Source organism: Erwinia billingiae Eb661, from assembly GCF_000196615.1.
GTDB classification, from domain to species: Bacteria; Pseudomonadota; Gammaproteobacteria; order Enterobacterales; family Enterobacteriaceae; genus Erwinia; species Erwinia billingiae.
Genome location: NC_014306.1, coordinates 4,927,618 through 4,948,307, shown reverse-complemented (window position 1 = coordinate 4,948,307; position 20,690 = coordinate 4,927,618). Strand labels below are relative to the sequence as shown.

23 protein-coding genes and 1 tRNA gene are annotated in these 20,690 nt (G+C 49.3%); 17 read left to right on the top strand and 7 right to left on the bottom strand.

The annotated features are described in order from the left end of the window. Positions 1-119 precede the first annotated feature (119 nt). From EBC_RS23975 to EBC_RS23955, 5 genes are all read left to right on the top strand, one after another. On the top strand, positions 120-443 hold the full coding sequence (locus EBC_RS23975) for an antibiotic biosynthesis monooxygenase family protein (protein WP_013204463.1): 324 nt from the start codon (positions 120-122) through the stop codon (positions 441-443). After that, positions 436-828, top strand: coding sequence for an amino acid-binding protein (locus tag EBC_RS23970; protein ID WP_013204462.1), 393 nt, complete (start codon positions 436-438; stop codon positions 826-828). Before EBC_RS23975 ends, EBC_RS23970 begins: the two co-directional genes overlap by 8 nt. Further along, entirely contained in the window at positions 807-1,538 is a 732-nt protein-coding gene (locus EBC_RS23965; RefSeq protein ID WP_041692163.1) for an ArsR/SmtB family transcription factor, read from the top strand. Before EBC_RS23970 ends, EBC_RS23965 begins: the two co-directional genes overlap by 22 nt. A 111-nt stretch (positions 1,539-1,649) precedes the next feature. Further along, a tRNA-Sec gene (locus EBC_RS23960) sits at positions 1,650-1,744 on the top strand. A gap of 162 nt (positions 1,745-1,906) precedes the next feature. Continuing rightward, positions 1,907-3,082, top strand: coding sequence for a tyrosine-type recombinase/integrase (locus EBC_RS23955; protein WP_013204460.1), 1,176 nt, complete (start codon positions 1,907-1,909; stop codon positions 3,080-3,082). 377 nt (positions 3,083-3,459) lie between these two features. On the opposite strand, the gene EBC_RS23950 is transcribed toward EBC_RS23955, so the two are convergent. The 4 genes from EBC_RS23950 to EBC_RS23935 all read right to left on the bottom strand — a co-directional run bounded on the left by EBC_RS23950 (position 3,460) and on the right by EBC_RS23935 (position 7,190). After that, positions 3,460-4,947, bottom strand: a complete 1,488-nt coding sequence (locus EBC_RS23950; protein ID WP_013204459.1) for a P-loop ATPase, Sll1717 family — start codon at positions 4,945-4,947, stop codon at positions 3,460-3,462. Positions 4,948-5,618: 671 nt separating this feature from the next. Beyond that, a complete protein-coding gene (locus tag EBC_RS23945) occupies positions 5,619-5,891 on the bottom strand; it encodes an ogr/Delta-like zinc finger family protein (RefSeq protein WP_013204458.1) in 273 nt (90 codons plus the stop codon). A 1-nt stretch (position 5,892) separates the two neighbouring features. After that, complete coding sequence (locus tag EBC_RS23940; RefSeq protein ID WP_013204457.1) at positions 5,893-6,441, bottom strand: phage polarity suppression protein; 549 nt, start codon at positions 6,439-6,441, stop codon at positions 5,893-5,895. After that, the gene (locus EBC_RS23935) at positions 6,438-7,190 is read right to left on the bottom strand and encodes a hypothetical protein (protein WP_013204456.1); all 753 of its coding nucleotides are present in this window, start codon (positions 7,188-7,190) and stop codon (positions 6,438-6,440) included. Before EBC_RS23935 ends, EBC_RS23940 begins: the two co-directional genes overlap by 4 nt. A gap of 543 nt (positions 7,191-7,733) precedes the next feature. Between EBC_RS23935 and EBC_RS23930 the strand changes: the two genes are divergently transcribed. From EBC_RS23930 to EBC_RS23890, 9 genes are all read left to right on the top strand, one after another. Next, complete coding sequence (locus tag EBC_RS23930) at positions 7,734-8,000, top strand: helix-turn-helix transcriptional regulator (RefSeq protein WP_013204455.1); 267 nt, start codon at positions 7,734-7,736, stop codon at positions 7,998-8,000. Next, positions 7,997-8,215, top strand: coding sequence for a hypothetical protein (locus tag EBC_RS23925; protein ID WP_013204454.1), 219 nt, complete (start codon positions 7,997-7,999; stop codon positions 8,213-8,215). The genes EBC_RS23930 and EBC_RS23925 overlap by 4 nt, the downstream gene beginning before the upstream one ends. A gap of 8 nt (positions 8,216-8,223) precedes the next feature. Continuing rightward, complete coding sequence (locus EBC_RS25295) at positions 8,224-8,763, top strand: host cell division inhibitor Icd-like protein (RefSeq protein ID WP_013204453.1); 540 nt, start codon at positions 8,224-8,226, stop codon at positions 8,761-8,763. After that, the gene (locus EBC_RS23915) at positions 8,760-8,984 is read left to right on the top strand and encodes a hypothetical protein (protein ID WP_013204452.1); all 225 of its coding nucleotides are present in this window, start codon (positions 8,760-8,762) and stop codon (positions 8,982-8,984) included. Before EBC_RS25295 ends, EBC_RS23915 begins: the two co-directional genes overlap by 4 nt. Continuing rightward, positions 8,981-9,304, top strand: a complete 324-nt coding sequence (locus EBC_RS23910; RefSeq protein WP_013204451.1) for a DUF5375 family protein — start codon at positions 8,981-8,983, stop codon at positions 9,302-9,304. The genes EBC_RS23915 and EBC_RS23910 overlap by 4 nt, the downstream gene beginning before the upstream one ends. A gap of 14 nt (positions 9,305-9,318) precedes the next feature. After that, positions 9,319-11,649: a phage/plasmid primase, P4 family gene (locus EBC_RS23905; protein ID WP_013204450.1), complete on the top strand. Its 2,331-nt coding sequence runs from the start codon at positions 9,319-9,321 to the stop codon at positions 11,647-11,649. Positions 11,650-11,877: 228 nt separating this feature from the next. Next, positions 11,878-12,555, top strand: a complete 678-nt coding sequence (locus EBC_RS23900) for a Fe(II)-2OG oxygenase family protein (RefSeq protein WP_049789637.1) — start codon at positions 11,878-11,880, stop codon at positions 12,553-12,555. Then, the gene (locus EBC_RS23895) at positions 12,555-13,532 is read left to right on the top strand and encodes a hypothetical protein (protein WP_157868040.1); all 978 of its coding nucleotides are present in this window, start codon (positions 12,555-12,557) and stop codon (positions 13,530-13,532) included. Before EBC_RS23900 ends, EBC_RS23895 begins: the two co-directional genes overlap by 1 nt. Positions 13,533-13,977: 445 nt before the next feature. Continuing rightward, positions 13,978-14,925: an apurinic/apyrimidinic endonuclease family protein gene (locus EBC_RS23890; protein WP_013204448.1), complete on the top strand. Its 948-nt coding sequence runs from the start codon at positions 13,978-13,980 to the stop codon at positions 14,923-14,925. Between the two features lie 185 nt (positions 14,926-15,110). Here EBC_RS23890 and EBC_RS23885 read toward each other — a convergent pair whose 3' ends face one another. The 3 genes from EBC_RS23885 to EBC_RS23880 all read right to left on the bottom strand — a co-directional run bounded on the left by EBC_RS23885 (position 15,111) and on the right by EBC_RS23880 (position 18,043). Continuing rightward, positions 15,111-15,803: a DUF421 domain-containing protein gene (locus tag EBC_RS23885; protein ID WP_013204447.1), complete on the bottom strand. Its 693-nt coding sequence runs from the start codon at positions 15,801-15,803 to the stop codon at positions 15,111-15,113. Between the two features lie 477 nt (positions 15,804-16,280). Next, positions 16,281-16,475, bottom strand: a complete 195-nt coding sequence (locus tag EBC_RS25910; RefSeq protein WP_134823040.1) for a hypothetical protein — start codon at positions 16,473-16,475, stop codon at positions 16,281-16,283. Positions 16,476-17,164: 689 nt separating this feature from the next. Then, positions 17,165-18,043 (bottom strand): LysR family transcriptional regulator, encoded by an 879-nt coding sequence (locus EBC_RS23880; RefSeq protein WP_013204446.1) that lies wholly within the window; start codon positions 18,041-18,043, stop codon positions 17,165-17,167. Between the two features lie 107 nt (positions 18,044-18,150). Here EBC_RS23880 and EBC_RS23875 point away from each other — a divergent pair, with 107 nt between their 5' ends. From EBC_RS23875 to EBC_RS23865, 3 genes are all read left to right on the top strand, one after another. After that, complete coding sequence (locus EBC_RS23875; RefSeq protein WP_013204445.1) at positions 18,151-19,125, top strand: quinone oxidoreductase family protein; 975 nt, start codon at positions 18,151-18,153, stop codon at positions 19,123-19,125. 370 nt (positions 19,126-19,495) lie between these two features. Beyond that, on the top strand, positions 19,496-19,708 hold the full coding sequence (gene cspE / locus EBC_RS23870) for a transcription antiterminator/RNA stability regulator CspE (protein ID WP_013204444.1): 213 nt from the start codon (positions 19,496-19,498) through the stop codon (positions 19,706-19,708). A gap of 281 nt (positions 19,709-19,989) precedes the next feature. After that, positions 19,990-20,481, top strand: coding sequence for an Hsp20 family protein (locus EBC_RS23865; protein ID WP_013204443.1), 492 nt, complete (start codon positions 19,990-19,992; stop codon positions 20,479-20,481). Positions 20,482-20,690 lie beyond the last annotated feature (209 nt).

Sequence of the window (20,690 nt, the reverse complement as noted above, 5' to 3'; positions counted from 1 at the left end):
AAGGCCAAAAACGGACATGATCCTGTCCGGGTGAGACGATCGACATTTCGTTGGGCAGCGAAGCATCGTGCCTGCCGCTGAATACACTGGCAGACATCAACCACCAAGGGAGTTACCTGATGATTGCTGTACTTTTTGAAGCCGATGCCGTGCCTGAACATCAGGCGCGCTATTTCCAATTAGCCACGGAGCTTAAACCGGAGCTGACCGACGTGGACGGTTTTATCTCAATCGAGCGTTTTCAGAGCCTGAGCACCCCCGACAAAATTCTTTCGCTCTCCTGGTGGCGCGATGAAGCGTCGGTGTTGAGCTGGAAGAAAAATCAGCGGCACAGGGCAGCGCAGGAAGAGGGCAAAGCCACCATTTTCGCGTATTACCGTATTCGTATTGCCAGCGTGATTAGAGACTACTCATCAGAATCAGGAAGCCATGCAGATGTATGATATCCATGTTGTTTTGACCAATATGCCGGGCTCGCTGGCCTCAATGGGCACCACGTTGGGTAACAATGGTGTCGGCCTGGAAGGCGGCGGCGCGTTCTCCGTCGGCAGTGAAAGCCATGCGCATTATCTGGTGGAGGATGGCGAGCGCGCCCGAGATGTGTTGGTTGATGCCGGTTTCTCTGTGCATGCGGTGGTTAAACCGGTGATCCGCAAGCTCCGGCAGGAACGTCCTGGAGAACTGGGCGAAATCATGGACGTGATTGCCCGCAACGGAATAAATCTGTTGGTCCAGTACAGCGATCACCACAACCAGTTAATATTACTGACAGACAATAATGAACTGGCCGCACAGGTCACTCAACCATGGGAAATCCCTTCTGCATGAGCATGCCGGGTTTAGCTAACACGGATGACGGTGCCGTATCGCTGGAACACGCCATGTCGGCTATCGCCAGTGCCATTTCTGACCCGTCGAGGGTCAGAATTCTCTGCGCACTGATGGATGGCCGGGCATGGACAGCGACGGAACTGAGCGCCGTGGCCGATATCGCCACCTCCACCGCCAGCGGGCATTTGGCGAGGCTACTGCAAAGTGGTTTAACGGTGTGTCTCTCGCAGGGCAGGCACCGTTATTACCGCCTGGCAGGCAGCGATGTTGCCTGCCTGCTGGAAAACATTATGGGCATGTCGGTTAAACATATCCGCACGCCTGAGACGCGCGCGCCGCTCCCGTTACGGCGCGCCCGTACCTGTTATGACCATCTGGCGGGGGAAATCGCGGTCGAACTCTATGCCTGTATGAAGGCCAACCACTGGATTACAGCTGACGGCAGTACGATAACTCAGGCCGGGCTGCACCATTTTCAAAGCATAGGGGCAGTGCTTAATCCCAAAACCAAACGGAAACCGTGCTGCGATTGTCTGGACTGGAGCGAGCGGCGTTTTCACCTCGGAGGGGATGCCGGCGCGGCGTTATTCCTCGCCTTTGAGGCACAGGGCTGGCTGGTGCGCATTGAAGGTTATCGGGAAGTGAGATTCACTGAAGCAGGGAAAAAAGCATTGCAAAGGCATTACGGGGTGGTTTTTACGGACTGAACGTGGCTGCCTTTCGTCATTGTGGGATGCGCTTAACGAAAGCCAGGGTGCGACGCGGTTAGGGCTGAATTTCGGCTTTACACAATGCTATACTCTGCGCCTCTTCAAAGAGGAAGATCGTCGTCTCCGGTGAGGCGGCTGGATTTCAAATCCAGTTGGGGCCGCCAGCGGTCCCGGGCAGGTTCGACTCCTGTGATCTTCCGCCAATCAATGTTCATGCTTGTCCGAGTAAGTACAAAAAACCCTTTATTTTCAGTGCTAATGTGAATATCTCTGTCCATGGCTGTCCGACAAAGTCTGCCTGAATCCACTAAAAGTATGTATAGTGTTGTGTATAGAATACTTATACACAAAATCCGCTTATACACATGCCACTAACTGACATACAAATTCGGCGCGCAAAGCCGCTAGACAAGCCTTACACCATGAACGATGGGCAAGGCTTAGCCCTCCTGATCAATCCCGATGGAAGCAAAGGGTGGAGATTCCGTTACCGGTATGCAGGCAAGGCTCGCCTGATGTCCTTTGGTTCTTACAGTCTCGTATCACTTGCAGAGGCGCGTGAGAAACGCGATACAGCGCGCAAGCAGGTAGCGAATGGAATAGACCCGGTAGAGGAGCGGAAAGCTCAGAAACTGGCGCAGCAGCTTTCCAGCGAAAACTCTTTTGAAGCTATTAGCAAGGAGTGGCATGCTAACAAAGCTGATCGTTGGACATTGGCTTATAGAGAAGAGATCCTCAAAACCTTTGAACAGGACGTTTACCCGTTCATTGGCCGTCGACCTATCTCTGAAATTAAGCCACTTGAGTTGCTTGAGGTTCTGAGGCGTATTGAGAAGCGTGGTGCTTTGGAGAAAACTAGAAAAGTACGGCAGCGCTGTGGCGAAGTTTTTCGCTATGCGATTATTACAGGCAGGGCTGAGTATAACCCCGCACCAGATTTAGCCAGCGCCTTGGCCGTTCCTAAACAAAAGCATCATCCATTTTTATCAGCGGAGGAATTGCCCCATTTTATAAGTGATCTGGAAGCTTACACTGGCAGCATCATTACAAAAAACGCCACAAAGATTGTTATGTTGACAGGGGTTAGAACCCAAGAGATGCGCTTTGCTTCGTGGTGTGAGGTGGATCTTGTTAAAGGTGTCTGGGAGATACCTGCGGAACGGATGAAAATGCGAAGGCCACATATAGTGCCTTTATCTACCCAAGTAATTGATCTCTTTAAGCAGCTGAAGTTGATTACCGGACATTACCCATACATTTTTATCGGTCGAAACAACCGCAGCAAACCAATATCTAAAGAAACTGTGTCACAGGTTATAGAGTTACTTGGCTACAAAGGGCGTGCTACCGGTCACGGTTTTAGGCACACCATGTCGACAATATTGCATGAGCAAGGCTTTGATAGCGCTTGGATTGAGATGCAGCTGGCACATGTTGATAAAAACAATATTCGTGGAACATATAACCATGCATTATATATTAAGCAAAGGAAAAGCATGCTTCAATGGTATTCAGATAAATTGCTCAAAGGATCAGAGTAATGAAGTATAAATTTATATCAACAATGAGGTTTATTTAGGGCGCTTGCGATGAATTAAGCGATTTTAATGTTGCATCAGAGATTAAATTTCCATGAATAATATGCTAATGATCAACTACAAAATCGAGATGATGAAGCATGTCAGAGCAGGCGCAAAGTCTGCAGTGGACGAGGATCAGACATTAGCACATATTCCCACTGCTGTTGGAGACTTTGCTAAAATTTGTATATTCTACTTAACTTGCAGCCGGTCAGCACGTTTATAGAATAAAATGAATGTGCTAATTTAAATTTAAAAGGTTTTGACCGTGTGTCGTTTCAATATGATCTAATTATAAATACACACCATCACCTTGGCTGATGATGGTGTGTTGGGAATTAAATATTTTGACTTGGGCGGCTTTCAATTAAATGCAGTCTGTATTTTAGTGCATGATGTGTCCTGAATTCATTTTGTATATTTATCTTCAAGTTATGCATGCTGCTTACATATTCCCATCTGCCTTGTTTTTTCTGCCCAATCAATGAGTTGTCGAAGAGAAAATTAATGTACTGCCGTATAACCCCATCAGTTATACCCGAAAATTCATCCCTGCACTTATCAGAAAAATCATTGTAGTCAAATGTCTCTACTTGAATAGTTTGCAGTACGGTAAGTAAGTTTTCGATCTCAGGGAATTGATTAGACCATTCATCAATCACTTCGTTATATACACTAATGGAGGCCTCACGATCAGCCTCATATAATTCATTGGAAGTGTAAAGGCCAGAGGTGTTTTTATTATGGCAAGCGCGTATTTTGTTGAAATATACAATTACATCTCTAGGCCTAAAAAAAGAACGTCGGCATATGTATTTAAAAGGCGGTGTGCCTTGTCTTACAAATGAGACTTCAAATACTTTACCAGACTTGTCCTTTTCGTCTCCTAGAACAACCTCATTAGGTTTATATTTCTTTATCCTTTCATAATACATATCATTGAGGTTGTTTTCATCCCAAGATATGACAATAGCGCTATCTTGAAGTAACTTATTTTTATCGTTAAATTTTAAAGAGTGATAAATATCTGTACGTAAAAATGGTATTACTTTTAATTTATCAGAAAGGTTCTCGTCAGAAGAAATGTTTCTACATACATTGAGGAGATTTATTAAAACCTTGCTATATTCTTCAATTTGTCCTTCTAACCAGTTTTCGTCCAATTGGTCTAATGCGATTATAATTTTGTTATCGCCTACATTATCTTTGAATACCTTTTCAAAGTGAACTAGGAGGGTAAATGCATTTGCTCTAAGCTTCTGTTTAAGTTGCGCATTTTCCGCTATCTCCTCAAGTGAAACTTCGCCAACATCAAGAGATATTTCTTCAATGCCTGCACTTGGCCCTTTAATAGTCTTCAATCTAGTGACTTTAGAAAAAAGAACCTCTCTTAGTGTGGGGTCCGGGCTACCAAAAATAGTTTTTATATACTTATCGGCCCATTTTAGATCTTTATTGAGTTGTTCTTTTTTAATGTTTTTTATTTCAATGAGCTTTGACAGCGCCTTAATATAAAAAAGGTACATCCAACTTTTCTGGTAAGCAGATAGCTCTCCAGCCATAGCATCCTTATAAAGTTGATGCGCAGGCCATGGATAATCACTGAAATTAAGGCATACTGAATTGAATCCATTAAGATTCGCTGGGTTACCTCGCCGGAGATGTTCGTAAATCGCAGTTTTCCCCGTACCTTTTCTTCCAAGAACAAGCCAGGCCCTACTCTCAATAATATCTTTTATAGCGGGTAGTTTAAAAAAGTAGGTTTGCAAATCTCGATCTGTTTCAGCTGATACTTGAAATTCTGGAAGCCAATCTTTGATATCCATATATACCCCGAGAAAATTTTAAATATTGATACTTGTCTTAAAAGTAAATGCAAATAGTGTTATTTGGCAAGTTTTTTTTTGAATTACCTCTGAGTTTTAATTGCGTGGTAGGTTTTGTTTACAGTTTGATGTGAATATGGATTTTTGTCTTATATCGCAGGTTTCTACAAGTGCTAAAGCCATCAATACAACTGGCACGCATCTTTTGGGCGAGGCATAGCATCTTTTCTGGCAGAGAGCGGCCTGTCAGATAAGGTTACGCACTGTGCATCGACAATGCCCGATCAAGTCAGAGCTAACACATCATTTCGGCTGTCCTAATGACACACCGTCACCCATTGATAGGCCACCGCAGCCTAATTGTGCAAGCTATTTTTCCCATAAGCACCCAATAAGCTTGGTTATACTCATATGAGCAATAAACCAAGCTAACCCCATTGCGCGCTCTCGTACCCCCGCCACGCCTGCCCGCTTTATGGGCTGGTTTTCATGCGCCTGCATGAACAGTTTCAGCGCAGGCTGCCACTGGCCTTAAGTGGGAAAAAACAGCTGCATTAAGTCATGCGTTTTCATGCAGCATAGTCATGCACCGACGCAGAACGGCAGGCCAGCCAGAGAAAGGGCATAAAAAAACCCGGCGCGGTGGCCGGGGTGATGTGGAATTAAAATTTTCAGACGGGGATCTGCTGGCGCTTTGAAAGGCGACTGCCTGAACCATAGCGCCCCAGAACCTGTGGCTTTCTTTCCGGTGGCTCAGGTAGCTCGCCGGCGTCGTTTGTCCGTCCGGGCTTCATGATTATCTTCTCCACGCTCTCCAGTGCGGTGAAGGTGCATGAGCACTCAATATTCTGGCACTGATACCAGGTCCGTTTTACCGTGGCTGACTCATAGGCGCTGGTGCGCGTATGGGCCACCTCACCACACTCCGGGCATTTGAGCGCCATGTCATGCACCTTCCTGAGTGGTAACCAGCTTTGCAAGGCGGCGCTGGAAACGAAAGTGTTGCGCTGTTGTGTAGCCCTGCTGGCAGTTTTCAGACATGGTGGCGTCCGGGAACAGTCCCGACCTGGCAATGATATCCCGGTAGGCTTCTGCCGGTTCCGGTGTGCTTGCCTCTGCCTGACGGGCGAGAGCAGTGCGTAACATCCTTGCCGCGACCTCCAGTCCGCCGCGTCCGTTGAGGAAGGGAGCCAGGGCTGCTGTGAGGGCGCTACCGTTCTCAGCCATGAATGCGTTCAGTCCGTCCTCCACGCAGGCACCCAGCACCATGCCCTGCGCATACACGCCCTCGCGCGCCGCGCAATTAATCCGCCACTCCAGTACCTCCAGCCGTTCACGTACCGCATCAAGCTGACCGGCATAGTCAGCAGGCTTCACTTCGGACGTCAGTAATGCTGCCAGCTGCTGTTTTGCTGCCTCACGACGGGTGCGCAGCGCCTGCCATTCCTGCGCGGCGGCCAGATACTGATTCAGTGCTTCCTGTGGTTTATTCATTGTGCCTTTTCCTTACCGGCCCGCTCACGCTGAACGCGAAGTTTGTGAAGTGCTGCCGGACTCGGGGCGTTACGAACACTCATTAGGGCAGAATGAGCCGGATATGCTCCCGTCTGCTTCAGCAGCGGGTCATATTCAGGCGATGAATCCATATCCAGCGCGGGCTTTGTGATTCTTTTGGCAATGAACTGTCTCAGAACAGATTCCGGGTCATTGACTGAATTCACAACGCCGGTGACGGAACCTGCCCGGCGGCCCAGGGTGGCTTTCAGCAGGCCCAGTAGTTGCAGCAGCGCCTGGCCGTTCGACGCCATAAACTGCTCCCACAGGTGAAGCGCATACTCTTCGGTAAAATCATTGTGCGCGCCGATATACTCCCTCGCCATGTCTGCCGTAGCGGCCATGAGGGCTTTATTTTTGTATTCCTGTTCGGCAATCAGGTCATCAAATTCGTTAAACGTTTCGCGGCTCAGTGCAATCTCGGGGCGCAGCTTCTTCATGCGGGCCGTCATTGCGCCGTTATTCTCCCTGAAAAGCTGTCGCCACTCGTCGTTGAGCGCCTGTGCTTCTTCCTCTGTCTCCTGCCTGCGCTGCCGGATGGTGGTCAGCATGGCTTCACCCTCGCTTTGCTTGCTGCGGGTATCAAGCCAGGCGGCTTTCGTCAGATTAAGTCTGTTGAACGCCTGCTGAGTGGAGGCAGGCAGTGAGGCGGTGATATCAGTATCGGTAAGCGTATTGGTGTCTGTCATGATATTTCCTGTCTGGCGCGTTTCGGTAAGTCAATTGTGCCGGTGCTCACACAGCTGAACCACCTCACGGCGTTGTCTCACAGACCAGACAAAAAGCCCTTCTTCTGGCCAGCCAGGAAAGGTCTTCACAAGCCCTGCATGCCATTTTTATTTCTGTATATATCCTTCACCTTTCTTCACCCTAAAGAAAAAGAGAGTAAATACAGTAAATTAAGAGGTGAACAATCCAGAAATAACTCTACATCCTCTGTTCATCATTGTTCACCTAAAGATTTAATTGCGTAATACGTCGTTAATGTTTATTTCGATAGAAACCATGCAATTAACCGGTGGAGCTGGTTTGCATTTTTTACGGGTTTACTATTCATCAACATTTGTTAACCCTCAGTATGCAGTGAGTCTACATGCTTAAAAAACAGGCGTTTTGTCTCATGACTCACACGGTTTTTACTTGTTGATTCAGGGGTAAATATACTCAAAATAAGGGGCTACCAGAGACCGGGCACGTCCGCCCGGCTCATTACGGAATCCTGAGAGGTAGCCATGCAAAACGCCGTTCATCAGTCTTCATCAGCCCCGACGACCCCCGTTTTACCTGCATCACTGCCCGCACAGGAACGCTTTATCCGCCTGCCGGAAGTAATGCATCTCTGCGGGTTATCCCGCTCTACCGTTTACGACCTCATCAGCCGGGATGCCTTTCCGGCACAGGTATCGCTGGGTGGCAAAAACGTGGCGTGGCTTGCCAGTGAAGTGGGCAGCTGGATGAGTGACCGCATCGCCGCGCGAAGCGAGGCGCGCCCGTCATGATTATGCTGACCATTGAAGGCGTAACGCACGCCCTGTCCGTGGAGGATGCCACTAATCTGGCGCTGGCCGTCGCCGCTAAGGTTGATGAACCGGGGCAGGCTCAGCGTTTTCAGGGCACCGGTATCGCGTTCAGCGTGGCGTGCTCCGGCACCGTATCCGCTCAGTGGGATGAGGAAACCCTTTCCCCTGCCGGTATTTACCTCACCGACTGCTGAGGCATCCCATGATATTTTTCTTCTGCTTCCCCGGCTTGCATGCCGGGGCATTTTCCTGCTACATTCCTATCGCTGTCGCAAAATCGGCAGCCGGGATTTGCAGCCCGTGCAACTCAATGGCGACACCAGACGCGCCATGCGTCTTTTTTTACGTCGTAGCTTCGGCTTCCCTATTTTTCGGGCAGTGGCTTTTATGCCCCTGTCTGTATCAAATAATGGTGGCCCGGGCGGGGCAGCCCTCGGGCTGGCCGGTATCCATTGAGGCCGGTACTGCAAACCCTGTTCGGGCTACCACCCATGAGATTTGCAGCTCCGGTGGTGGCATTAACCGCTACTCATTGGAGACTGCCATCATGGCTAAAGTCACTCATTCCCCACATATTCAGTTCGTCTTTGTTTTTGCCGCCCTGCGCCGCTGTGAGCGCCATTCCCGTATTCAGATGCTGCGTATCGTGGCCGCCAGTGAGCGCGCCGCGCGCCTGACGCTTGCCCGTGACTATATTCTCTCTCTTGCCGCCCGCCTGCCTGCCGGGGAGGTGCGCGCATGAGCCACGCCAGCATTTCACATGAAGATATTCTCCGCCTCGACCATATCCGCAACGTCGGCCAGCTGATTTCTGACCTGACGCGGATTCAGGACTGCCACGAAACGCCACCGGCTGACCAGCACGCGCAGCTGGCCTCCCTGATTTACCTGATGACCGCCCAGCTGGATGGGGTGGTTGCCCGCTGCAGCGACGACTGGATGAACATGGAGGTGCAGTCATGAAAGAACGTCACCTGACGCCCGCATTAAAAGCCGCACTCTACCGCCGCGCGGTAGCCTGTGCCTGGCTGACCCTGTGCCATGAGCAGAACCGCTATACCTCACTGACGCTGGCGCGTCTTGAACACGCCATTGAAACCGAGCTTGAGGGGTTTTATCTGCGCCAGCACGGACGCCAGCGCGGGCAGGAAATTGCGTGTGCTTTGCTGGCCGACCTGATGGCCGCCGGGTCGCTGAAAGCCGCCCCGTGCCTGTCCTTTCTCGGACAGGTGGTAATGGATGAACTTTGCGGGCGTCTTAAAGACGTGCCGGTACTGCACTGAGGGAGAATAAAACAATGAAAATGACCGTAACAGAAGCGGCCACCGCCGCAAGGGGCCAGTGGCCCCGCATTCTCCCGGCGCTGGGACTTAAGGTGGTGAAAAACCGTCATATGCCCTGTCCGGTCTGTCAGGGCAACGACCGCTTTCGCTTTGATGACCAGGACGGGCGCGGTACGTGGATTTGCAACCATTGCGGGGCCGGTGACGGCCTCACCCTTGTGGAAAAGGCACTCAGTATTTCCCTGAGCGAGGCCGCCGCGCGCGTCAGCGAACTGAGCGGCGCGCTGCCAGCGGTGCAGCCTGAAACCCTGCGCCAAACCATAGTTAATGATGAAGCCGCACGCGCTGCAGCCGTCACCCTGGCGCAGCAGCTGGTCAGTACGGCGAAAGACGTCACCGGTAACGCCTACCTGGACCGCAAAGGCTGGCCGCAGCATAGTGCCCTGACGCTTGCCAGGCCGCAGAAGGTGGCGACCATCAGCTACCGTCCGGGTGATGTGGTGGTGCCGCTGCACGATATGAGCGGGCAGCTGGTAAACGTCCAGCTGATTAACGCCGCCGGTGAAAAGCGCACTCTGAAGGGCGGCCAGGTGAAAGGCGCCTGCCACGTTCTCAGCAGTGGTAAACCGGTAAAGCGTATCTGGCTGACGGAGGGCTACGCCACCGGCCTGACGGTGCATAACCTCACCGGCGATGAGGTGTGGGTGGCGCTGTCGTCCGTTAACCTCCTTTCTCTGGCTGGCCTTGTCCGGGAAAAACACGCCATGCTGCCCCTGCTGATTGCGGCAGACCGCGACCTGAACGGCGACGGCCAGATGAAGGCGCACAGGGCAGCTGAAGCCTGCAACGCTACTGTAGCCCTGCCGCCGGTATTTGGTGACTGGAACGATGCCTTTGTTCAGAACGGCGCGGATGAAACCATTAACGCACTGCGCGTTGCAGCCACGCCAGCAGTTACGAGCCCGTTTAACACCATGAGTGAAGCGGAGTTTTCGGCCATGAGCGTCAGCGACAAGGCGGAGCGCGTGTCTAAACATTACCATGAGCGGCTGGCCGTGGACGTCAGTGGTGAAATTCTCAGCCGCTACCAGTCAGGCGCGTGGAAGGTTATGCCCGGCAACCAGTTTCGCCGTGAGGTGGCGGCGCTGTTCCTTAAGGTCGGGGCAAGCTTTTCGTCAACAAAGGTCGCCGGCATCGTCGACACGCTTAAACTTATCGTGCCGCAGCAGGCGGAGCCGGCACGCCGTCTGATTGGCTTTCGAAACGGCGTGCTGGACACCCGCACCGCAACGTTCAGCCCGCACAGAAAAGACTACTGGCTGCGCACCGTCAGCGACGTTGATTTCACCCCGCCGGTGCCGGGCGAGACGCTGGAAAGCCACGCGCCGCACTTCTGGCAGTGGCTGGACAGAGCAGCAGGTCGCAGCGCAGAGAAGCGCGATATCATCCTGGCCGCGCTGTTCATGGTGCTGGCAAACCGCTTTGACTGGCAGCTGTTTCTTGAGGTCACCGGCCCCGGTGGCAGCGGTAAAAGCATCATGGCCGATATTGCCACCATGCTGGCCGGAACGGACAACACCACCTCTGCGACCATTGAAACGCTGGAGTCATCACGGGAACGCGCGGCGGTCATTGGCTATTCGCTGATTATCCTGCCAGACCAGGAAAAGTGGAGTGGAGACGGCGCGGGTATCAAGGCCATCACCGGCGGCGACGCGGTATCCGTTGACCCGAAGTACCGGGATGCCTACTCCACTCATATCCCGGCGGTTATTCTGGCGGTGAACAACAACCCGATGCGCTTCACCGACCGCAGCGGCGGGGTGTCGCGACGCCGGGTAATACTGCACTTTCCGGAAATCGTATCGGCCAGCGAGCGCGATCCGCAGCTGAAGGAAAAAATCCGTGGGGAGCTTTCCGTGATTGTCCGCCAGCTGATGCAGCGGTTCAGCCAGCCGCAGGATGCGCGAACGCTGCTTCAGTCGCAGCAAAACTCCGATGAGGCAATGCGCATCAAGCGCGACGCGGATCCGATGGTGGACTTCTGCGGCTACCTGTTCACCACTCCGGAGCCAAACGCGCTCTATATGGGGAATGCCAGCATTCGTCCGTCACAGCCGAAGCGTTATCTGTACCATGCCTATCTGGCATACATGGAAGCGAATGGGTACAAGAACCCGCTCAGCATGAAAATGTTCGGGCTTTCGCTGGACGGTATCCTAAGGGAATACGGACTGAACTACCTGAAGCGGCGAACGAAGCTGGGTATCCAGACCAATCTGGATCTCACGGAGGAGAGCAACACTGACTGGCTGCCAAAGTGTGATGACCCGGCAGCAATCTGAACCACCCGGAACCGGCGAAAGCCGGTTTTTTTACGCCTAGTGTACACCATGAGTGTAGAGTTAAAACGATTCTACATCTTCGCATCACCATCTAACTAACTGAATTTAAACATATAAAACAAAAGGTGTAGAGTGTGAAGGATTTTTAGCGAAATCATTTTTTTGTATTGCATCCAAATTAGGTAACGTTATAAGCTGCACGTATTGTATGAAATTAGAACAAATCCTATGCTTACCATTCATCAAAGGTATCTTTTGGAAAAAGATGGATATGTGTTCATTCCAGAGTTTTTACCAAACAATGATATTATTAGTTGTGGGAAAATTATTGGAGAGATAATTGCTCCTCTAATATATCCAAATGGATTTTCTGCGGGAGTGTTTGATACCCTTATCCCAAAAAACAAAAAAAATTTAAATAAGAACACATATAGTGCGATATTTGGATTTGCGGACTTTCCCTTTCACACTGACTTGGCACATACTACTTCCCCTCCCCAATATTTACTTCTGCGTTGTGTGGAGGGTGCTAAAGATGTTAAAACTCACATTTTAAGTAGTAAAAGTATATTAGAAAACTATGACAATATTAAATTAAAGAAAAGCATTTTTAAATCAAGGGATAATATGATTTCGAGGGTTTCGTTCCCATTGCCTCTTGTATTTGATGGTCGGTTTATAAGATGGGATTCAGTCTTCCTTGAACCAGTAAATAAAAATGCAGAAGATTTTTATAATTGGATGTCAGTAAAAAAATGGGAAGGCTACCAAAACTCGTATTCTTTATTGAAAAAAGGAGACACTCTTATCATTAATAACTGGAAAAGTTTACATTCTAGGAGTTCTGTTTCTGAAAAAGATAAATTGAGAATAGTTGAAAGAATATATTTATCGGAGATATGGTAATGACATTAACCTTAAAAAACCATCCTTGGTCTAGTGATACCCTTTTTGCAAAGGCGCTAATATATGTCAGTAAAATGGAGTCCACTCGTCTTGATGATCCAGAATATGGGTTGTGGTCTTCGTTAAGCTTAGAGTTTCTTGCAAGAGCAGCGCTTTCTCATATATCTCCGACGCTTTTAGCTGATGCTCACAGTTGGAGGAATATTCACTTTTCATTAGGTCACGAAGTGACTATGAAAGGTTTTTCCCCAAAATCAGTAGGAATAAAAGATGTTTTTATTAGATTAAATGAAATTACCCCTAGCTTCAATACAGAAATATTAGGTTATAGCTCTCAACATATCGAAAGAAGAAACGCTGAGCTTCATACAGGAGAAATGGTATTTTCAGAGTTAAAAAATTCTCTTTGGCTGTCTAGGTATTATAAGTCTTGTGAATCTTTACTTGAAATAATGAACAAGAAAATAGAAGATCTTTTCGATATGCCTGATGTTGTTAATGACTCAATAAAATCCCTCAGTGATGAAGCAGGGAAGTCAGTTAAGCAAGACATCGCAGCTTATAAAAAAGTTTGGAGCGATAAGAGCGATGACGAAAAAAATAAGTGCGTTAATCAGGCTTCTATCTGGGCCACTCGTCAAAGTGGTCATAGAGTAAATTGCCCAGTTTGTGAATCATTAGCTCTTTTACAAGGCTCTCCGTCTTCGTCAATCAAGACAACTACAGACCAAGAGCAAGATAAAGTCATCCAAAAGCAAGATATGCTCCCTATATCATTCGAATGTGTGAGCTGTGGCCTTAAGATGAATGGATACTCAAGACTCAACGCTTGTGGTCTGGGGGATTCATATGTCAATACCACAACATTCACCATTGCAGAATTCTATAACCTTTACACTGAAGATGAAATTTATGAAGCGCGCAGAGAGGGTGAAGCCTCAGCTACCAGTCGCTTTGAAGACGATAACAATGAGTAAGTAGTTCGATAGGTGGTTGGAAGTTGACCAACCATCCTTAAAGTGTATACGGAAGTGTATAAGTCTATTTTGGTTTGAGTTTTTTATGATGTTAATCATGTACTTATGTTGTTTTTTTGACTCCTGTGATCTTCCGCCAATCAGCATCTTCCAAACTTGATCCCTGCTCATCCGATCACATTCATAAAACCTGTATTTACAGGGTTAATGCGATTGTCCTTGTCTTTTAAGGCCTGCCTGAATATGCGTTTTGAATAGGAATATATCGTTATTGCGTTCAGCGTTCTGCTGAAAGAGTCAGATGAATTTAATAAAAATTAGAAATAAAATAGTGAAAAAATATTTGAAAAAAAGTGAATGACTATTCAATTAATAAAAACATTTCTGACCGTGCAAAATTCAGGTTAGTTGATACAATTATCTGAAATTATGAAAAGGAACAGTGATGAAATTAGGGTTTGCCTGCAAGTACCTTAACGCGGATTTAAAGCAGCCATGGCCCTTTAAGTCACCAACACGAAAGCGATTTCTCAACCTTGATGAGAAAAAACAGGGGCAATTGCTGTTTGAGTGTGCCACACACAACCTTGCCCAGCTGTCGCACATTTTTGATGAGCTGGCGCAACTGCCCGAGGCATTAAGAATGATGAGAATAGGTAGCGATTTGCTCCCCTTGTTTACCGTTCCTGAAGCCGGCATCCATTATCAGCGGCTGTTACTCCAACTTAAACCGCTTTTCTCGGCGTGCGGTGAACGCGCGCGCACCAACGGCATACGTCTCTCATTTCATCCCGGGCAATACACTGTACTTGCATCCGAAACACCGGAGGTCGTTGACCGCTCGCTGGCAGACATCGAATACCATGTTTTATGCGCCAGGCTGCTCGGTTACGGGAAAAATTTTCAGGATTTTAAAATTAATATACATATGAACGGACGGGGAGGATTTGAAGGATTCAGGTCCGCTTTTCAGCGACTGAGCCCTGAAGCTAAGCTGATGCTTACCGTTGAAAACGATGAAGTTTCTTGCTCATTGGACGATGTGTTGCAGGCCAGAAAGTTGTGTCCGATTGTACTGGATATTCACCATCACTGGGTAAAAGAAAACCAGTTCATAAAACCAGATGATGAGCGTATTGCTTTAATTAAAGAATCCTGGCGGGGAGTGAGACCCGTTTTACATTACTCAGTGTCACAGAAGGGATTAATTCCTGAGCGCGGATTTCCCGATCAGGAATCGCTGCAATTGTCCAAAATGAAACTGCGGGCACATTCAAACTATTATTTTAATGAGGATCTAAACGAGTGGGCTCTGTCATTTAAGGATTTCGATATTATGTGTGAAGTAAAAATGAAAAACATTGCGCGGGAAAGCCTCTTTAAATATCAGTAGGGATGTGGAGCAGCAACCTCCCGCACCTGCATAACAGTACCGGATAAGCTGAGTCGACGGCATCGGGAAGGTTCAGATGCCTCACCTTTAATCCTGCATTCCCTGATCTGGCGGCCCGATGAGTCGGTATCCCCTCGTTCCTGGCCAGATAATAAGATTTATACACGCACCCTTGCACATTGCTTTCAGCCAGTACGCAGGGTATTCAGCGCCACAGACCATAAATCCTTGCCGCACCGGGAGCAGAGGTGAACACCCTTCACATCAAGTTCTTCAACACTGCCGCAATGATTGCAGGCATAGGTGCCGGCAGCCTGAATTTCCGGGAAACTTCGGCGATGCTCAGGTGGCAGGACCGACAGGCCGGGTCTGACAAATTCATTATCAAAACAATAGATGCTGAGCTGCCCGTCAACCTCCACAAGGGCCAGACGTATCTGGCCCAAATGCTCTATGTTTTTCAGACGCAGTTCCATCAAAAATTCGTTCGGGGAAATATTGAGCCGGTCCAGATTTTCCACCACGTAGCGCCCGTCAGACACCAGCGTGATGACCTCGCCTTCAACCAGGCGGGCTACAGCAGTGAAGCGGGACATAGACCATGTAGTGGCACGGTAAAGGATGAGAAGTACAATGAAGACCATAATCACAGGCAGCACGGGCACATCATCATAGAAGGTCACGTCACCTGAAGCCGATCCCAACGTAAGAATAATGACCACTTCAAAGAGGGAGAGCTGCTGGACGCCACGCCGGCCAGATATTTTCAGAAAGATAAAAACCACCACATAAGCAATACACACGCGTAACGCCACTTCACCCAGGAACGTCAGGGGAAGATCGTTCAGGAAAAATTTCTGCCAGTCAGTGTGATTCATTCTATTTTCTCGGGAATATCAGGATCTGAATATTATAATACTCAAATCATTATTAAGGTTCTGAGTGACAAGAGCTGTGATTTCACCCCAGCGTCTGAGCATGCCGGCCCGCCATGGCACTCTTTGCCGCCGCTCGGAGCCTGACGGCCGAAGAGGCATCCGGGCGTGAACACCATCGGTGGTACAGCAGACCGTCTGCGAGCTGTTTTTTGCAGCATCAGGTGTGCGTCGGTTTCCGGGGCCAGGAGCGGGGGCTGAACGAAAAACTGGCCAGGCGGGAACAGACAAAATTATTTGATGCCAGTCACTATTATATTTTTCAGCTGCTCAGATTTGTAAGGAAGCGAGCGCAAGATTAAATTAATCTCAAAATAAAAAATCGCCCACAGAAAGATAGTAGTTTTATGTGAACGAAAAAAACCTCTTCCATACCGGAAGAGGTTTTTATCATGCTGGTAAACTGTTAACACTCACTCATTAACTATTCATACAGTCCTCACACAGGCTAAATTCTGGCACCCGCTGCTGTGCAATTCCGCTGGCCTGAAAATCCGTATATATACTGCCAAGAAATACTCTGAATTTTGCTGCAGTAACCTGTTCACAACCTTTTTTATGTAAAACCCAAGCGTTTAAACTACTTACTAAGTAGTAATATCTAGCTGTATTCATTAAAACCTCATTCAGTAAGTGATCAATAATCACACAATAAAAATCAAGGTTTCTTGATATATATCAATGAAAACGCAACTATTTTCACGATTAGGAATTCACCGGGTTGCAAATGCATAAAAAGCATAGGTATTTTTTTGCAAAAATATGACGTTAATTTCCAGTCCTGACGGCATCTGGTTTAAAGCGGTCGGTTTAAACCGAAGTGAGCAGGGGCTTCGCTAACTGAGGGTTAAAAGACTTCATTGGGAGGTAACGTGTTTTAAACAGGAGGGAGAATCCAATAAGGCTAACGATGTACGATAAAAAATCCCGGCCGCCAGGGCCGGGAAAAGAACATATCTACACTCATAATACATACGCATAACCATCACATATGTAGATTATTTAGCCTACAGCGCACGGGTGGCTATGGCTCCAGGGATATTCTTAGAGGTCATAAGTTCGGAGGTTTCTGAGGCAAGGTATTTTTGAGTTTGATTAATCTCTGGAAAAAAATTTCAGTAAGCGAATAGGGTTTATTCTTCGTCACTGTTCAATTTTTTTTGTTGGATTGTCTTACCAGCAGCACAATTTCCTGTAATGAGCTGGGCTCGCCCTTAACCCATGAGGGCTATGAGGTCCGGACGGGGGAGATGTTAACAGGGGCTGTAGTGAATCCGAGAATCGCATGAACTGTCATTATGCACTTACAGTCCTGTTTCAGGGGCATTGTCAGGCGGACATGCTTTTCCAACAACGTCAGCCAGAAATTCCATCACCCTAACAGCGGAGGGATCGCGTCGGTACTCAGGATAGGCAACCAGCCACATACTTCTGCCTGGGGGAGGAGAATCTACAGCCAGTTTTATCAGAGAGCTGTCATTGTCCCCCATGAAACAGGGTAACGTCACCACGCCAAGCCCACTCCTGGCGGCCTGCTGCTGGGCCATCAGGTCGCTGGCCCTGAATATAATCCGCCGTCCGTTCAGCAGGGACTCCAGCCATTTCTGCTGCGTCACATAATCCAGCGACGTTTCATAGCCAAGGAATAACCAACTTTCGGGTGGCCTGTCCTGCCAGGAAGGCGAAGCATACAGGCCGAAACGCATCGTCCCGATCCGGCGTGTTAACAGGTCGGGGTCTTCCGGTCTTGTCAGACGTACCGCGATATCCGCCTCGCCTTTGTTCAGTTGAACCTGATGGGATGCTCCTGATAAGGAGAGCGAAATATTCGGATGAGTTTGCGTAAAGTCGGCCACGGCTGGCGCAATCAGCAGCGCTGCGACAGCCGGAGATGCGCTAACCCTGATAACAGCAGCGGGCGCGGCAGAGAGCGACGTAGCCTGTATTTTTACCCGGTCTGACACCCGGTTCATTTCTTCAGCGACAGAGGCAATGACTTTGCCCTGTTCTGTCAGCGCGGTACGCCTGGGCAAACGTTCCGTCAGACGAAGTCCGAGCGACCTTTCGAGGGCGGCGATGCGGCGGCTGACGGTGGCATGATCGACGTGAAGCTCTTTTGCCGCAGCGGACATAGAACCCCTGCGGACCAGCGCAAGAAAGTAATGTAAATCCTGCCAGTCCATTCACCTTCTCCTTGTGCGTTTTTACACATATATGGGTCTTTTATACCCGTATTTTTCCTGAGATAAACGACTTTATAATTTTCTCACTCAAACAGTGAGGACAGACTATGTCAGTAGCCATCGTAATCAGTCAGCCGGGCGGTCCCGACGTCCTGAAAGCAATTGAAATCGCCCTGAGTGAACCGGGCCCCGATGACGTTCAGATCCAACATGAGGTAATAGGCGTCAACTTTGTGGATATTTACTTCCGTTCAGGGTTGTACCCTCTGCCATCCTCTCCGGCCGTGCCCGGGTTTGAAGGCGGCGGGAGGGTGATCGCCGTCGGGGAGAACGTTCGCGCATTTACCCGGGGCGACCGGGTTGCCTATACCGGCAACCCGATGGGGGCTTATACCGAGCGCAGAAATATTCCCGCCAGCCGGCTGATAAAAATACCCGAGGGGATAACTATTCGCACCGCCGGAAGCACGATGCTGAGAGGTCTCACCGCTCATATGTTGCTTCATAAGGTACGGAACGTTAAAGCAGGAGACTGGCTGCTGGTGCATTCCGCCGCGGGCGGTCTGGGGCAGATTGTCACCCGCTGGGCAACCCTGAAAGGTGCCCGGGTGATTGGTACAACGGGGTCAGTGGCAAAAATGAAAATTGCACAAGCGGCAGGTGCCGCTGAAGTGCTTCTTCACACCGATGCGGCATGGGCTGAAAGCGTACGCGAGATTGCGGATGGGCGCGGGGTGCATCTTGCCATTGATGGCATTGGAGGCCCTATGCTCGCTGCAACGCTCGGCGTGGTACGCCCTTTTGGCACAGTGGCCAGTCTGGGGCAGGCCGCAGGCCCTGTACCACCGGTGCGTGTAGAGGAACTTGGCTTCGCCCGCTCTATCGCTCTGATGCGGCCAAGTTCAATGGCCTATGCTGATGACGCGGAACTTTACAGGCAGGGGGCCAGCGACCTGATGGCGGCTCTTCAGAATGGGCTGGAAAATCCAATCGGAGCGGATTACAGCCTGATGGAGGCGGCAAAAGCCCACGCTGACCTCGAGGCCGGACGTACAACGGGAAGCGTGATACTGACGGTTTAGCCCCCTTTTATCTACAGAGCCATAATGTAAATAAGCTATTGAATATTATGAATATAAAAGCCTGGATTGTCACTGTCTGGGCTTTTACTCCTTGTCCGGCACTGAACTGGAAAAAAATTCCCGTCAGCATGGTAACTGGAATTTTTATTTCATTACCGCTTGCGTTTAGCACCCGGTGAAGCGTAGTATGCATCTATCGGTTTGTTATACAGACCTTATGAAAGCAGTTTTAGTAAAGCAGTCCTCAGTTCAGGCGTTATCCCAAGATACCCTTCCTCGTGAGTCTCCTCCTAAATGCACCATAAGTTCATCTCTGCAAAACAGACCACGTTCGCCACTCATGTGGCCAAAAAAAATAAAGGAAGTATCTATGTCTGATTCAATGACTGGTTTAGTAAAATGGTTTAACGCTGATAAAGGTTTTGGCTTTATTTCTCCACAGGATGGCAGCAAGGATGTGTTCGTACACTTCTCCGCCATTCAGAGCAATGATTTCAAAACCCTGGATGAAGGTCAGACAGTGCAATTCTCCGTGGAGAATGGTGCCAAAGGCCCGTCAGCGGTAAATGTCATACCGATGTAATTCGGTCCGTGACCGGAGTTTAAAACAGCGATGACGGCAACAGCCTGAGCAGTTAAGCTTCAGTTAACGTAGAAAAACCCGCCTTGTGCGGGTTTTTTTATGCCCGTTTCACGCCGGTCCCGCTCGTCTTGAGGGGGAGGGAATGACGTAACGACAGAGCCCAAAAAATTTTTTTTTGAGAGTCTTGAAAATCCGACAGCAGATTATATAAATAGTCATGACCGGGGCTCGCCCCGCTTCGATGAACTTTTGGATGAACCCTTATTCAGAGGATTATCATTATGAATCTACGCAATTTTCCCGTTTCTCCTTTCTTCAGTGACGCGATACTGTCTGACCGCTTTAACCGTATGGACAGACTGTTCAGCCAGCTGACCGGCGATGCCAGCGCAGCATCTATTCCCGCCTATGATTTGCAGCAGCTCGACGGCGAGCACTATGCCCTGACCGTCAGCGTACCGGGCTGGACGCAATCTGAACTCGAGATTGAAGTGACAGGAGGCCAGCTGACGGTCGCCGGACGCAAAGCCGGTAACAACAATGCTGACGCTGATGCTGAAAAAGAGGCTGGCCCATCCTGGCTTCACCGGGGAATACATCAGGCTGACTTCCGTCTGAGCTTTACCGTTCCTGAGCATGTGAAGGTGACCGGGGCAAGGCTTGAAAATGGCCTGTTGCGGGTGGCGCTTGAGCAGGAAGTACCGGAAAGTGCAAAACCCCGCCGTATCCCGATTGAACAGGGCGATACGCAACTTCTGTCTCATCAGGCGTAATTCCGTTACTCACGTTATCCTGGGGTGTTCTGCCCCAGGATAACGTGCAACTGGAATTTGCTGCGGGAGGTTTATCGTGAATATGTTCACCAATCCCTCAGAACCCACCAATGAGCCAACCACATCCAGCGAAAGCATCCGGCGCTTCAGCACGGACAGGAGGACCATATGATCAACATGATCATAGTGAACACATCTTTCATTGCCAC

Bases quoted from the DNA above. Each gene is read 5' to 3' on its own strand.
- EBC_RS23975 (WP_013204463.1), top strand. From the start codon at position 120: ATGATTGCTGTACTTTTTGAAGCCGATGCCGTGCCTGAACATCAGGCG.
- EBC_RS23970 (WP_013204462.1), top strand. From the start codon at position 436: ATGTATGATATCCATGTTGTTTTGACCAATATGCCGGGCTCGCTGGCC.
- EBC_RS23965 (WP_041692163.1), top strand. From the start codon at position 807: ATGGGAAATCCCTTCTGCATGAGCATGCCGGGTTTAGCTAACACGGAT.
- EBC_RS23955 (WP_013204460.1), top strand. From the start codon at position 1,907: ATGCCACTAACTGACATACAAATTCGGCGCGCAAAGCCGCTAGACAAG.
- EBC_RS23950 (WP_013204459.1), bottom strand. From the start codon at position 4,947: ATGGATATCAAAGATTGGCTTCCAGAATTTCAAGTATCAGCTGAAACA.
- EBC_RS23945 (WP_013204458.1), bottom strand. From the start codon at position 5,891: ATGGCGCTCAAATGCCCGGAGTGTGGTGAGGTGGCCCATACGCGCACC.
- EBC_RS23940 (WP_013204457.1), bottom strand. From the start codon at position 6,441: ATGAATAAACCACAGGAAGCACTGAATCAGTATCTGGCCGCCGCGCAG.
- EBC_RS23935 (WP_013204456.1), bottom strand. From the start codon at position 7,190: ATGACAGACACCAATACGCTTACCGATACTGATATCACCGCCTCACTG.
- EBC_RS23930 (WP_013204455.1), top strand. From the start codon at position 7,734: ATGCAAAACGCCGTTCATCAGTCTTCATCAGCCCCGACGACCCCCGTT.
- EBC_RS23925 (WP_013204454.1), top strand. From the start codon at position 7,997: ATGATTATGCTGACCATTGAAGGCGTAACGCACGCCCTGTCCGTGGAG.
- EBC_RS25295 (WP_013204453.1), top strand. From the start codon at position 8,224: ATGATATTTTTCTTCTGCTTCCCCGGCTTGCATGCCGGGGCATTTTCC.
- EBC_RS23915 (WP_013204452.1), top strand. From the start codon at position 8,760: ATGAGCCACGCCAGCATTTCACATGAAGATATTCTCCGCCTCGACCAT.
- EBC_RS23910 (WP_013204451.1), top strand. From the start codon at position 8,981: ATGAAAGAACGTCACCTGACGCCCGCATTAAAAGCCGCACTCTACCGC.
- EBC_RS23905 (WP_013204450.1), top strand. From the start codon at position 9,319: ATGAAAATGACCGTAACAGAAGCGGCCACCGCCGCAAGGGGCCAGTGG.
- EBC_RS23900 (WP_049789637.1), top strand. From the start codon at position 11,878: ATGCTTACCATTCATCAAAGGTATCTTTTGGAAAAAGATGGATATGTG.
- EBC_RS23895 (WP_157868040.1), top strand. From the start codon at position 12,555: ATGACATTAACCTTAAAAAACCATCCTTGGTCTAGTGATACCCTTTTT.
- EBC_RS23890 (WP_013204448.1), top strand. From the start codon at position 13,978: ATGAAATTAGGGTTTGCCTGCAAGTACCTTAACGCGGATTTAAAGCAG.
- EBC_RS23885 (WP_013204447.1), bottom strand. From the start codon at position 15,803: ATGAATCACACTGACTGGCAGAAATTTTTCCTGAACGATCTTCCCCTG.
- EBC_RS25910 (WP_134823040.1), bottom strand. From the start codon at position 16,475: ATGAATACAGCTAGATATTACTACTTAGTAAGTAGTTTAAACGCTTGG.
- EBC_RS23880 (WP_013204446.1), bottom strand. From the start codon at position 18,043: ATGGACTGGCAGGATTTACATTACTTTCTTGCGCTGGTCCGCAGGGGT.
- EBC_RS23875 (WP_013204445.1), top strand. From the start codon at position 18,151: ATGTCAGTAGCCATCGTAATCAGTCAGCCGGGCGGTCCCGACGTCCTG.
- cspE (WP_013204444.1), top strand. From the start codon at position 19,496: ATGTCTGATTCAATGACTGGTTTAGTAAAATGGTTTAACGCTGATAAA.
- EBC_RS23865 (WP_013204443.1), top strand. From the start codon at position 19,990: ATGAATCTACGCAATTTTCCCGTTTCTCCTTTCTTCAGTGACGCGATA.